This window comes from Burkholderia sp. LFS061 (assembly GCF_047978125.1).
GTDB lineage: Bacteria > Pseudomonadota > Gammaproteobacteria > Burkholderiales > Burkholderiaceae > Burkholderia > Burkholderia pyrrocinia_C.
Genome location: NZ_JBFPFS010000003.1, coordinates 282,114 through 293,279, shown reverse-complemented (window position 1 = coordinate 293,279; position 11,166 = coordinate 282,114). Strand labels below are relative to the sequence as shown.

The following is an 11,166-nucleotide window of genomic DNA, read 5'->3' as shown; positions in this document are numbered from 1 at the left end:
GTGCCTTTCTCGGCGGCCAGCTGCTTGAGCCGGATCGCCGCCGACAGCCCGGCGGGGCCGCCGCCGACGATCACGACGTCGTATTCCATCGATTCGCGCGGGCCGTATTGCTCGATGAGGCTTGCGGGGGTCATTGGCGTTCCTCTAACCGTTAGAATGCTTTTATTCGGGAGCGTATTGTCTGCGAAACGAAACGCTTGCCGCAACAGCATGCGTCTAGATTAGCACGATCGTTCTATTTTTGTGCTAGGGTTATGCCGCCCGGGCCGTGTTGCCCGGGCTGGCGAAATGACATCGAAAGGGGATGTGCAAATGGGTCGATCGATCAATCTGGAAGGCAAGGTTGCGCTGGTCACGGGCGCGTCGAGCGGCCTCGGGCAGCGTTTTGCGCAGGTGCTGTCGCAGGCCGGCGCGAAGGTCGTGCTCGCGAGCCGCCGCGTCGAGCGCCTGAAGGAGCTGCGCGCGGAGATCGAGGCGGCAGGCGGTGCCGCGCACGTCGTGTCGCTCGACGTCACCGACGTCCAGAGCATCAAGGCGGCGGTCGCGCACGCGGAGACGGAAGCCGGCACGATCGACATCCTCGTGAACAATTCCGGCGTGTCGACGATGCAGAAGCTCGTCGACGTGACGCCGGCCGATTTCGAGTTCGTGTTCGATACCAACACGCGCGGCGCGTTTTTCGTCGCGCAGGAAGTCGCGAAGCGGATGATCATGCGCGCGAACGGCAACGGTAACGGCAAGCCGCCGTGCCGGATCATCAACATCGCGTCGGTGGCCGGCCTGCGCGTGTTTCCGCAGATCGGGCTGTACGCGATGAGCAAGGCCGCGGTCGTGCAGATGACGCGCGCGATGGCACTCGAATGGGGGCGCCACGGGATCAACGTCAACGCGATCTGTCCGGGTTATATCGATACCGAAATCAATCATTACCTGTGGGAAACCGAGCAGGGCCAGAAGCTGCAGTCGATGCTGCCGCGCCGGCGCGTCGGCAAGCCGCAGGATCTCGACGGGCTGTTGTTGCTGCTCGCGGCCGACGAGTCGCAGTTCATCAATGGCTCGATCATCTCCGCCGACGACGGCTTCGGCCTCGCCTGAGCGGATGACATTCAGCAACAAAGAAGACTGCAATGAGCGCAACAAGCGATTACTCACCCGTTTTTGAGATGTCGATGCCGATCCGCTGGGGCGACATGGACGCGTTCGGCCACGTGAACAACACGGTCTATTTCCGCTACATGGAGCAGGCGCGGATCTCGTGGTTCGAGGAACTCGGCATCGCCGGCGGCAACGGCGAGGGGCAGGGGCCCGTCATCGTCACGGCGTCGATGGAATTCCTCAAGCAACTGCACTATCCGGGCGACGTGATCGCGAAGATGTCGGCCGCGAAACCCGGCCGAAGCAGCTTCGACACCGGTTTCGAGCTCACGCGTGCGGACGATCCGCAGCACGTCTATGCGCGCGGCAACGCGCGCTGCGTGTGGGTCGACTACGCGCTCGGCAAGTCGGTGCCGCTGCCGCAACTGCTGCGCGACACGATCGAGCGCGCGCTCGCGACGAAAATCGTCTGAGCGCCGATACGGCGAGGCCGGCGCCGGCGCGCCGGTGAGTCGCCATGCCTGTTGTTACCCGAATCGGCCGCCATGCGCGGCCGATTGTCATCCGGGCGCCGCCATTCACTGCCCGTTCACTGCCCGAGCAGGCGCTGCAGCAGCTCCGGCGTGTTGTTCGTCCCGTACTTGCGCATCAGCCGTGCGCGGTAGATGTCGACCGTGCGCGAACTGATGTCGAGCATGCGCCCGATCTGCTTGCTGGTCTTGCCGGTCGCGAGTTGCGCGGCGATCTCGCGTTCGCGCGGAGTCAGTTCGACCGCGACGCGGCGCGTCGCGCTCAAGTCCTCGAAGGTCCAGACGCCGGCCGCGAGCGGCGCGGTGCGGTCGAGCGCGCGGCCCGTCACGTGGCACCAGAACAGCTCGCCGTCGGCCCGTTTCATGATTCTGTCGTCCGAGTAGATGCCGTTCGCGACCATCACGCGCGAGATGCGCTCGCCGATTCGCTGGAATTCGTCCGTCGACGGGTAGAGCACCTCGTACGATTTTCCGATCAGGTCGGCCCGCGCGCAGCGGAAGATCGACGCGAGCGCGTCGTTGCAGTCCTCGATTACGCGGTCGCGCGACATCACGAGGCCGAGCGGCGCGAGGTGGAAGGCAGTCTGGTAATCGAGAGCGGGCATGGCGCAGGCAAGCGGAGGCAAACGCTTATGTATTTTTGCGTATTGTGCCGCATCCGCGCCGCATCGTACCCTTTCAGGCATCTCGCGGCAGTTCGCCGCGATATAAAAACAGCGCGCCTCGACGCACGCATCGCCGCGCATGCATAGAATGATGCGGCGGGCTTGCGGTCCACATGGGCGCGTGAACCGGTTTCGCTGGTTTCCATAGAGGAAGGGACAACAGATGAACAAAGTCTATCCAAGCGCGGCTGCCGCGCTGGAAGGGATCGTCCGCGACGGACAGACCTTCGCGGTGGGCGGCTTCGGCCTGTGCGGGATTCCCGAGGCGCTGATCGGCGCGTTGCGCGATACGGGCGTCAAGGGCATCACCTGCATCAGCAACAATGCGGGTGTCGACGGCTTCGGTCTCGGCCTGCTGCTGGAAACGCGCCAGATCAAGAAGATGATCTCGTCGTATGTCGGCGAGAACAAGGAGTTCGAGCGCCAGTACCTGGCCGGCGAACTCGAGCTCGAATTCACGCCGCAAGGCACGCTCGCCGAAAAGCTGCGCGCGGGCGGCGCGGGCATCCCCGCGTTCTTCACCAATACCGGCTACGGCACCGTAATCGCGGAAGGCAAGGAAACGCGCCAGTTCGGCGATCGCCACTACGTGCTCGAGCCGTCGCTGACGGCCGATGTCGCGCTCGTGAAGGCCTGGAAGGCCGACAAGTCCGGCAACCTGATCTATCGCCGCACCGCGCGCAACTTCAACCCGATGTGCGCGATGGCCGGCAAGATCACCGTGGTGGAAGTCGAGGAGATCGTCGAGAACGGCGCACTCGATCCGGACCAGGTCCATACGCCGGGGATTTTCGTGCAGCGCATCGTGCTGAACGCGACGCCGGAAAAACGCATCGAACAACGCGTCGTACGCGCGAAAGGAGACTGACATGGCCTGGAATCGTGACCAGATGGCCGCGCGCGCGGCGCAGGAACTGCAGGACGGCTTCTACGTGAACCTCGGCATCGGCCTGCCGACGCTCGTCGCGAACCACGTGCCGGAAGGCGTCGAGGTGTGGCTGCAGTCGGAGAACGGGCTGCTCGGCATCGGCCCGTCGCCGACCGAGGACGAAGTCGACGCCGATCTCATCAACGCCGGCAAGCAGACCGTCACGACGCTGCCGGGTTCGTCGATCTTCTCGTCGGCCGACTCGTTCGCAATGATCCGCGGCGGCCACATCAACCTCGCGATCCTCGGTGCGATGCAGGTCAGCAAGCAGGGCGACCTCGCGAACTGGATGATCCCGGGCAAGATGATCAAGGGGATGGGCGGCGCGATGGACCTCGTCGCGGGCGTGAAGCGCGTCGTCGTGCTGATGGAGCATGTCGCGAAGGGCGACCAGCACAAGATCCTCGACGAGTGCAACCTGCCGTTGACGGGTGTCGGGGTGGTCGACCTGATCATCACCGATCTCGGCGTGATCGAAGTGACGCCGGCCGGTCTGAAGGTTCTCGAGCTCGCCGACGGCGTGAGCGCCGACGAGATCCAGGCGAAGACGGGCGCGCCGCTCGACGTGAGCGCGGTCGCGTAAGCCGACGGAGCCTGGCGCCGCGCGCCGTTGCGCGGCTACGGCGCCCCGCATGCTTCGATGCATGCGGGGCGCTGTCTTTTTGCGCGCGGGAATGCGCGTTTCCATGGCGATCGCGCCCGTGTCGCGGACCTTTCTCGACGTACTACGCGATTGCGCCGCCGCCGTCGACGAGCACGGTCGAACCGGTCGAGTACGGCGTCGCCGCCAGATAGACGATCGCGTTCGCGACATCCTCGGGCCGGCCCACGCGGCGCGTCGGCAACCGCTGCGCGGCGCCGGCGAACATGGCGTCGCGCGCGTCGGTCGCGAGCTTGTCCCACAGCGGCGTGGCGATCAGGCCGGGCGACACCGTGTTGACGCGTACGGGGGCCAGTTCGAGCGCCAGGCCGCGGGCCAGTGCATCGAGTGCCGCATTGATGGCGCCCTGCAGCACCGACGATGCACTCGGTCGCACGCCGAGAAACCCCGACACGAACGTCAGCGAGCCGCCCGGGGCGATGTCGATTGCACGCGCGATGCGATACGCGCCCCAGAACTTGCTGTCCATCGCGGCCTGCGCGGCGTCGAATGCGAGCGAACGGACCGGGCCCGTTGCGGTCTGGGCTGCGGAAATCACGACGTGGTCGAACTGGCCGGCGCGTGCGCAGAATGCGTCGACTTCGTCGGTTCGCGTGATGTCGAGCGGCGCGAAGCGCGTGCCGCGGCCGATTGCGGCTGCGATCGCCTCGCCCTTGCGTGCGTCGCGCGAAGCGATCGTCACGCGTGCGCCGCGTTGCGCGAATGCCTGCGCGGCGGCCGCGCCGATCCCGGAGCTCCCGCCGACCACGAGCACCGCGTTGCCATTGAATGAATCGTTCATGATGGTTCGTTTCCGTTGAGAAGAAAGAAATCCGGTCAGATCGTCTCGGTTTCGCGCAGTGTCGCCGCGCTGCCGAGCGCGTAACGCGCGATCTCGTCCTTGCGCATGAACGCGACACCCGGATGCGCTCGCGCGTAGCGCAGGAATTCGTCCCACGCACGGACCATCTGCGGCGTGCCGCTGATCCGGTCGTGTGCGCTGATCGACATCAGCCTGCGTCGCTGCCCGGCCTCCGCGTAGAGCTGGTCGAAATCGAGCTTGATCTGCTCCAGGAACATCGTCGGCGAGTAATTGCGGCCTTCGATCAGCAGGATGTCGTTGTTGCGCAGCGTGTACGGGACGACCACGAAGTCGCGGCCGCCGACGGTCTCGATGAACGGCTCGTCGCGGCTGACGTCGTCGATGTGATAGACGTAGCCGAGTTCCTGCAGCAACGACAGCGTATTTGGCCCGCGCCGCAACCAGTTGCAGTTGTAGCCGATCGGCCTCGTGCCGGTCGCCGCCTCGACCATGTCGCGCGCTTCGGTCAGGAAGCGTCGCTCGTCGTCGCGGCTCATCGCGAATTGCGCGCGCCAGGTCGGGCCGTGCGCGGCCGCTTCGTGGCCGCGCGCGACGATCTCGCGGGCCAGTTCGGGATGGCGGCGCGCGGCTTCCCCGATCATGTGCGACGTGACTTTCACGTCGTGGCGGTCCCACAGGTCGAGAAGGCGCGGAATCCCTTCCCGGTAGCCGTAAGCGAACCAGGTGGCTGACGCGAGATCGACCGGCACGGACGGTGGAAACGCGACGGGCGGGAAGGGGCTGTCCGCGCCCTTGGGCGGTTGCCCGCCGGCTTCGAACTGCATCGAGATCGAGATCGCCAGGCGGATGTCGTCCGGCCAGAACTTGCCGTGTGCGGCGGTCGGCTCGGCGAGCGGCCCGGCCGTTGCGGCGCTTGCGCCCCGCGCCGCGCTGCCGAGTACCGCGCCGGCGGCGGCCAGCCCGGCGCCCGCACCGGCCTGTGCGAGAAACGCGCGGCGGGCCGTGCGCATCGAAGGATCGAAGTTCGTCATCGGCCGAGCCCTCAGTTTGCGACGCCGAGTTGGCGCATCAGCGTCAGGTTGTCTTCGATGTGCCAGTTCTCGGCGATCCGGCCGGCCGCGATCCGGTAGATGTCGGTCGCGATGAAATCGACTGCCTGTCCATGACCGGTCGTGTTACCGAAGACCTCGGTGAAATGCCCGCGAAACCGCAGGTGAACGACGACGCGATCGCCGGCGACGATCATCTGCTCGATCTCGCAATGCAGGTCGGGAATCGCCGCGCGCATCGTTCGTGATGCCGCGAGCGGCCCCGGCAGGCCCTGGGCGCGTCCGGCCGGCAGTGTGCGATCCGTGAAGTCGGCAGCGAGTGCCGTGCGCGCAAGCGCCTCGTCTCCGGTGTCCCAGAACGTGGCGTAGCGGCGCGCCGCAAGGATCTGGCCGCGCGCCTGCGCGGCAGGCAGTCCGGCCGCGACCGTCAGGTGCAACGGAGCCGCGAGATCGGCCGCATTGGCGGTGACAGGCGGTAGCGCGACTGCGGCAAACGTCGTCGCGAGCGTGCCGGCAATCGAGCGGCGCAGGAATCGTTGCAAGGCAGACATCGGATTCTCCTTTTTCATGATGGTGCGCCTGGATGGCGCAGTGACGTCATGGTAGGTTTCCGAATTCGATATAAATACCAAAGGGAAGCGAATGGATTATTCGAAAAAAGGAAAGGGCGGCGGCTCGAGGATGCTCGAATGCTGATCGACGACCTGCCTGCGCTGGAAACCTTCTCGATCGTCGTCGCGGCGGGCAGCCTGTCGGCGGCGGCGCGGGAGCAGGACTTGTCGCTGTCTGTAATCAGCAAACGGCTTGCGCACCTGGAGGCTCGGCTCGGCGTGCGCCTGCTGCACCGGACGACTCGCCGGCAGACGTTGACCGACGAGGGCGCTCTGTTCCATGCACAGGTGCTGCGCATCCTCGCCGAAGTCGACCTGGCGGAAACGCTGATGCAGGATCGTCGCGGCACGGTGAGCGGCCTGCTGCGCGTGACCGCGCCGGGCGAGATCGGGCGACTGCGGATCGCGCCGCTCGTCGCCGAGTTCCGGCGCCGGCATCCGCAGGTGTGCGTGCAACTGATTCTGACCGACACGGTCGTCGATCTGCTCGCGCACGAGATCGACGTCGCGGTGCGGATCGGCAGTCTCGCCGATTCGTCGATGATTGCGCGTGAACTGGCACCGAACCGCCGTGTGCTGTGCGCGTCGCCGGCATACGTGGCCGAATGCGGCTTACCGGTGCATCCCGGCGAGCTGCGTGCGCACCGTTGCATCGTGATGGGCGAGCAACTGCAGGCCGAATGGCGGTTCGATGGCTTGGACGGCCCGATCGCGGTCGAGGTCGCGGCGGCGGTGCTGACCAACGACGGAGGCGCGGCGCGCATGCTTGCGCTCGACGGCGCGGGCATTGCGTTGAAGTCGATCTGGGACGTCGCGTCCGATCTCGAGGCGGGCCGGCTCGTGCGGGTGCTGCCTGCGTATGCGGCGCCAGCGGCGCCGCTGCATGCGGTCTATCCGGGCGGGCGGCATCTCGCGTTGCGCGTGCGGACGTTCGTCGACTTCATGCGCGAGCACTTGCAGGCGGCGTGGCGCTGGGACGAGAGCTGACGTTGCGCGCGATTGTGCGGATCGTTTCGTCGAAAGAGGGCGCACGGCGAACATCACGCGCGCAGCATTCCGCGGCACGGATGGCCGGCGGCGGACCGCGTCGGGCCGCGCCGCGCGACCGAAGCGGTTTACAATCGTCTTCATTGGGCCGCACCAGCGTTGCCTCGCTGCGCGCCCCCCGTTCGACAGGATGCCAACGATGCCAACGACCCCAGCGAATCCCCCGGTTCCTCGCCAGCGGCGCGTGCAGTGTGCGAGCGCTGCCGGCCTTCATCACGTCGCCTATACCGAATGGGGCAACCCCGCCAACCCGCGCGTGCTGGTCTGCGTGCATGGCCTGACCCGTTCCGGGCGCGATTTCGACCGGCTCGCCGCCGCGCTGTCCGATACCTATCGCGTCGTTTGCCCTGATGTCGTCGGGCGCGGCCGGTCTGACTGGCTCGCCGATCCGCGGCTCTATGCGATCCCGCAATACGTGGCCGACATGGTGACGCTGATCGCGCGGCTCGACGTCGAATCGGTCGACTGGTTCGGCACGTCGATGGGTGGCCTGATCGGTATCGCGTTCGCGGGGCTGCCCGGTTCGCCGCTGCGGCGGATGATCGTCAACGACGTCGGCCCGCGCATCGAACCCGATTCGCTGACGCGCATCGGCGAGTATCTCGGCGTGCAGCCGCGCTTTGCGACCGAGCAGGAGGGTGTCGACTATCTGACGTCGTTGTCGCTGCCGTTCGGCGCGCTGGCCGCCGACGAGTGGCGCGAAATCAACGGGCCGCTGCTGCGCGAGCTGCCCGAAGGCGGCTGGACGATGCGTTACGATCCGCGCATTGCCGAGCCGTTCAAGGCGACGACGCCCGAACTGGCCGCGCTCGGCGAGGCAGCGCTGTGGCGTGCCATCGAGACGACGGACGCGTCGCTGCTCGTCGTGCGCGGCGAGACGTCCGACCTGCTGTCGCGCGAGACGGTGGCCGACATGATGCATCGCGGCCGGCATGTGACGCAGGCCGAGATTCCCGGTGCGGGCCACGCGCCGGCGTTCATCGGCGCCGACCAGATTGCGCTCGCGCGGCGGTTTTTCGTCGAAGGCGACGCATAAACGCGTCATAATATGCGGTTCGGCGGCGCGCGGGCCGTGTCGTCGTCCGATTCTTCACCCACTCACGACCGGAACATTCCATGGCAGTCATTCGTCATCACGTCGGGGCCCGTCTCTCCGAAACCGCGATCCACAACGGTACCGTGTATCTGGCCGGCCAGATCGCCGAAGACACCGCGCAGGACATCAGGGGCCAGACGCGCGAAGTGCTCGGCCACATCGACCGCCTGCTCGCCGAAGCGAACAGCGACAAGGCGCATCTGCTGTCGGTACAGATCTACATCTCGGATCTGGCGAACTTCGAAGGCATGAATGCGGAGTGGGACGCATGGGTCGCGCAGGGCAACACGCCGCCGCGCGCCACCGTCGAGGCGAAGCTCGCGGATCCGGCGCTGCTCGTCGAGATCGTGGTCGTTGCCGCGCAGCGGAGCTGAGCAGGGTAGAGCTGAGCATCAACAGACGATGACCGCATTCCGTCAGGCCGTGCAATGACCGAGTCCGTTTCCACTTCTCCCGTCGCGGCACCGTCGTTCGACGACGTGCTCGTGTTCGTGCGCGAGCGGGCCGGCGACGCACGGCTGTCGTCCGGCGAACTGCTCGCCGATCACTCGGCGGGCACGGCGTCGATCATGCGCACGCTGAACGTCGATCCGTCCGCGATGCAGGCCGCCGCACTGTTCGTACTGACGCCGCACCTGAACGACCCGGAGCGCGAGCTCACCGAACGTTTCGGCGACGAAGTGGCGCGGCTCGTGTCGGACGTGCGCAAGCTGTTGCGGCTCGGCACCGTCAGCCTGCGCGCCGCGCAGAACGCGGTGCCCGACGCCGGGCGCGACGCGGCGGAAGAGCGGCGCACGCAGATCGAGGCGCTGCGCAAGATGCTGCTCGCGTTTGCGCAGGACATCCGCGTGGTGCTGATCCGGCTCGCGTCGCGGTTGCAGTCGCTGCGCTACTACGCGGCCGCGAAGATCGACCCGCCGCCCGACGTCGCGCGCGAGACGCTCGAGATCTATGCGCCGCTCGCGAACCGCCTCGGGATCTGGCAACTGAAGTGGGAGCTCGAGGATCTCGCGTTCCGCTTCGAGGATCCCGTCACCTACAAGCGGATCGCGAAGCTGCTCGACGAGAAGCGCATCGAGCGCGAGGCGTACGTCACGCAGGCGATCGGGCGGCTGCAGCACGAGCTGGCGGATGCGCACATCCAGGCCGACGTGAGCGGCCGGCCGAAGCACATCTACAGCATCTGGCGCAAGATGCGCGGCAAGGAGCTCGATTTCGCCGAGCTGTACGACGTGCGTGCGTTTCGCGTGATCGTGCCCGACATCAAGGATTGCTACGCGGTGCTTGGCATCGTGCATCACCTGTGGCAGCCGGTGCCGAAGGAGTTCGACGACTACATCTCGCGGCCGAAGCCGAACGGCTACAAGTCGCTGCATACGGTCGTAATCGGCGACGACGGCCGTGCGTTCGAAGTGCAGATCCGCACGCAGGAGATGCACCGCTTCGCGGAGTACGGCGTTGCCGCGCACTGGCGCTACAAGGAGGCCGGCGCGCGCGGCTACGGCGGCCAGTTCTCGGCGAGCGACAAGTACGACGAGAAGATCGCGTGGCTGCGTCAGTTGCTCGCATGGAAGGACGATGTCGAGGACGGCCCGGGGGTATCGGGCGACCAGGCGTGGGCGCAATTGCGCGAGACGTCGCTCGACGACGACCACATCTACGTGCTGACGCCGCAGGCGCGCGTGATCGCGCTGCCGCAGGGCGCGACGCCGGTCGATTTCGCGTACCACTTGCACAGCGAGCTCGGTCATCGTTGCCGCGGCGCGCGCGTCGACGGCGTGATGGTGCCGCTGAACACGCCGCTCGCGAACGGCCAGACGGTCGAGATCGTCGCGGTGAAGGAGGGCGGGCCGTCGCGCGACTGGCTGAACCTGCAGCTCGGTTACCTGAAGAGTTCGCGCGCGCGTCAGAAGGTGCGGGCGTGGTTCAACTCGATCGAGCAGGAAGAAAATGTTTCGCATGGCCGGGCGCTCGTCGAAAAGACGCTGCAGCGCGAGGGCAAGACGTCGGTCAACCTGGACAACCTCGCCGCGAAGCTCGGCTTCAAGTCGCCCGAGGAGTTGTTCTCGGTCGTCGGCAAGGAAGAATTCAGCCTGCGCAACGTCGAATATGCGCTGTCGGATGCGCCGCCGCCCGAGCCGGCGCCCGAGGCGCCAGCCGATTTCGAGAAGCGCAGCAGCGGCGCGAGCGTTGCGCACGGTGCGTCGACCGGCGTGCTGGTGGTGGGCGTCGACGCGCTGCTGACACAGCTCGCGCGTTGCTGCCGGCCGGCACCGCCCGATCCGATCAGCGGCTTCGTCACGCGCGGCAAGGGGATGTCGATCCACCGCAGCGATTGCCCGACGTTTCGCCGGATGGTCGAGCGCGCGCCGGAACGCGTGCTGCAGACGACCTGGTCGGCCGACGTGCTGGGCGGGCGCGGCGCGTCCGTCTATCCGGTCGACCTGATGATCGAGGCGAGCGACCGGCAAGGGTTGCTGCGCGACATCTCCGAAGTGTTCGCGCGCGAAAAGATGAACGTGGTGGGCGTGAAGACGCAGAGTCGCCGCAATGCGGCATTCATGCAGTTCACGGTCGAGGTGTCGAACTCGGCGCAAGTCCAGCGCGCCTGCACGCTGCTCGGTGAGGTGCAGGGTGTCGTACGGGCCGGTCGCAAGGCATGATGGGGCTCGAACCCCGTTA

General features: G+C 66.7%; 13 protein-coding genes. 8 read left to right on the top strand and 5 right to left on the bottom strand.

All coding sequences use genetic code 11. The features are described 5' to 3' along the window. On the bottom strand, positions 1-206 hold a 206-nt coding region (locus ACNQQL_RS04510), incomplete at its 3' end, for an FAD-binding protein (protein ID WP_230945111.1). 106 nt (positions 207-312) lie between these two features. Between ACNQQL_RS04510 and ACNQQL_RS04505 the strand changes: the two genes are divergently transcribed. Then, positions 313-1,095, top strand: a complete 783-nt coding sequence (locus tag ACNQQL_RS04505) for an SDR family oxidoreductase (protein ID WP_034184000.1) — start codon at positions 313-315, stop codon at positions 1,093-1,095. Positions 1,096-1,127: 32 nt separating this feature from the next. Further along, on the top strand, positions 1,128-1,568 hold the full coding sequence (locus ACNQQL_RS04500; protein WP_034184001.1) for an acyl-CoA thioesterase: 441 nt from the start codon (positions 1,128-1,130) through the stop codon (positions 1,566-1,568). Positions 1,569-1,684: 116 nt separating this feature from the next. Here the strand turns inward: ACNQQL_RS04500 and ACNQQL_RS04495 are convergent, their stop codons facing one another. After that, positions 1,685-2,230 (bottom strand): PAS and helix-turn-helix domain-containing protein, encoded by a 546-nt coding sequence (locus ACNQQL_RS04495; protein ID WP_347063336.1) that lies wholly within the window; start codon positions 2,228-2,230, stop codon positions 1,685-1,687. Between the two features lie 223 nt (positions 2,231-2,453). Here ACNQQL_RS04495 and ACNQQL_RS04490 point away from each other — a divergent pair, with 223 nt between their 5' ends. Together ACNQQL_RS04490 and ACNQQL_RS04485 are read left to right on the top strand one after the other, a co-directional pair. Then, positions 2,454-3,158, top strand: coding sequence for a CoA transferase subunit A (locus ACNQQL_RS04490; RefSeq protein ID WP_347063335.1), 705 nt, complete (start codon positions 2,454-2,456; stop codon positions 3,156-3,158). A 1-nt stretch (position 3,159) separates the two neighbouring features. After that, positions 3,160-3,801: a CoA transferase subunit B gene (locus tag ACNQQL_RS04485; protein ID WP_034184004.1), complete on the top strand. Its 642-nt coding sequence runs from the start codon at positions 3,160-3,162 to the stop codon at positions 3,799-3,801. A 142-nt stretch (positions 3,802-3,943) separates the two neighbouring features. On the opposite strand, the gene ACNQQL_RS04480 is transcribed toward ACNQQL_RS04485, so the two are convergent. The 3 genes from ACNQQL_RS04480 to ACNQQL_RS04470 are packed head-to-tail and all read right to left on the bottom strand — an operon-like array spanning position 3,944 to position 6,281. Further along, complete coding sequence (locus ACNQQL_RS04480) at positions 3,944-4,660, bottom strand: SDR family oxidoreductase (protein WP_347063334.1); 717 nt, start codon at positions 4,658-4,660, stop codon at positions 3,944-3,946. Positions 4,661-4,695: 35 nt separating this feature from the next. Further along, on the bottom strand, positions 4,696-5,712 hold the full coding sequence (locus tag ACNQQL_RS04475; protein WP_347063333.1) for a polysaccharide deacetylase family protein: 1,017 nt from the start codon (positions 5,710-5,712) through the stop codon (positions 4,696-4,698). Positions 5,713-5,723: 11 nt separating this feature from the next. After that, on the bottom strand, positions 5,724-6,281 hold the full coding sequence (locus tag ACNQQL_RS04470; protein ID WP_072441776.1) for an ester cyclase: 558 nt from the start codon (positions 6,279-6,281) through the stop codon (positions 5,724-5,726). A gap of 138 nt (positions 6,282-6,419) precedes the next feature. Between ACNQQL_RS04470 and ACNQQL_RS04465 the strand changes: the two genes are divergently transcribed. The 4 genes from ACNQQL_RS04465 to ACNQQL_RS04450 all read left to right on the top strand — a co-directional run bounded on the left by ACNQQL_RS04465 (position 6,420) and on the right by ACNQQL_RS04450 (position 11,147). Next, positions 6,420-7,328 carry a LysR family transcriptional regulator gene (locus ACNQQL_RS04465; protein ID WP_072441741.1) on the top strand — a complete coding sequence of 303 codons (909 nt, stop codon included), beginning with the start codon at positions 6,420-6,422 and terminating at the stop codon, positions 7,326-7,328. Positions 7,329-7,527: 199 nt separating this feature from the next. Next, on the top strand, positions 7,528-8,424 hold the full coding sequence (locus ACNQQL_RS04460) for an alpha/beta hydrolase (protein ID WP_347063332.1): 897 nt from the start codon (positions 7,528-7,530) through the stop codon (positions 8,422-8,424). Positions 8,425-8,504: 80 nt separating this feature from the next. After that, entirely contained in the window at positions 8,505-8,858 is a 354-nt protein-coding gene (locus ACNQQL_RS04455; protein ID WP_034184009.1) for a RidA family protein, read from the top strand. A 54-nt stretch (positions 8,859-8,912) separates the two neighbouring features. Beyond that, positions 8,913-11,147 (top strand): bifunctional (p)ppGpp synthetase/guanosine-3',5'-bis(diphosphate) 3'-pyrophosphohydrolase, encoded by a 2,235-nt coding sequence (locus ACNQQL_RS04450; RefSeq protein WP_347063331.1) that lies wholly within the window; start codon positions 8,913-8,915, stop codon positions 11,145-11,147. The last annotated feature ends 19 nt before the right edge of the window (positions 11,148-11,166 follow it).

Bases quoted from the DNA above. Each gene is read 5' to 3' on its own strand.
- ACNQQL_RS04485 (WP_034184004.1), top strand. From the start codon at position 3,160: ATGGCCTGGAATCGTGACCAGATGGCCGCGCGCGCGGCGCAGGAACTG.
- ACNQQL_RS04460 (WP_347063332.1), top strand. From the start codon at position 7,528: ATGCCAACGACCCCAGCGAATCCCCCGGTTCCTCGCCAGCGGCGCGTG.
- ACNQQL_RS04470 (WP_072441776.1), bottom strand. From the start codon at position 6,281: ATGTCTGCCTTGCAACGATTCCTGCGCCGCTCGATTGCCGGCACGCTC.
- ACNQQL_RS04465 (WP_072441741.1), top strand. From the start codon at position 6,420: ATGCTGATCGACGACCTGCCTGCGCTGGAAACCTTCTCGATCGTCGTC.
- ACNQQL_RS04480 (WP_347063334.1), bottom strand. From the start codon at position 4,660: ATGAACGATTCATTCAATGGCAACGCGGTGCTCGTGGTCGGCGGGAGC.
- ACNQQL_RS04500 (WP_034184001.1), top strand. From the start codon at position 1,128: ATGAGCGCAACAAGCGATTACTCACCCGTTTTTGAGATGTCGATGCCG.
- ACNQQL_RS04505 (WP_034184000.1), top strand. From the start codon at position 313: ATGGGTCGATCGATCAATCTGGAAGGCAAGGTTGCGCTGGTCACGGGC.
- ACNQQL_RS04455 (WP_034184009.1), top strand. From the start codon at position 8,505: ATGGCAGTCATTCGTCATCACGTCGGGGCCCGTCTCTCCGAAACCGCG.
- ACNQQL_RS04450 (WP_347063331.1), top strand. From the start codon at position 8,913: ATGACCGAGTCCGTTTCCACTTCTCCCGTCGCGGCACCGTCGTTCGAC.
- ACNQQL_RS04495 (WP_347063336.1), bottom strand. From the start codon at position 2,230: ATGCCCGCTCTCGATTACCAGACTGCCTTCCACCTCGCGCCGCTCGGC.
- ACNQQL_RS04490 (WP_347063335.1), top strand. From the start codon at position 2,454: ATGAACAAAGTCTATCCAAGCGCGGCTGCCGCGCTGGAAGGGATCGTC.
- ACNQQL_RS04475 (WP_347063333.1), bottom strand. From the start codon at position 5,712: ATGACGAACTTCGATCCTTCGATGCGCACGGCCCGCCGCGCGTTTCTC.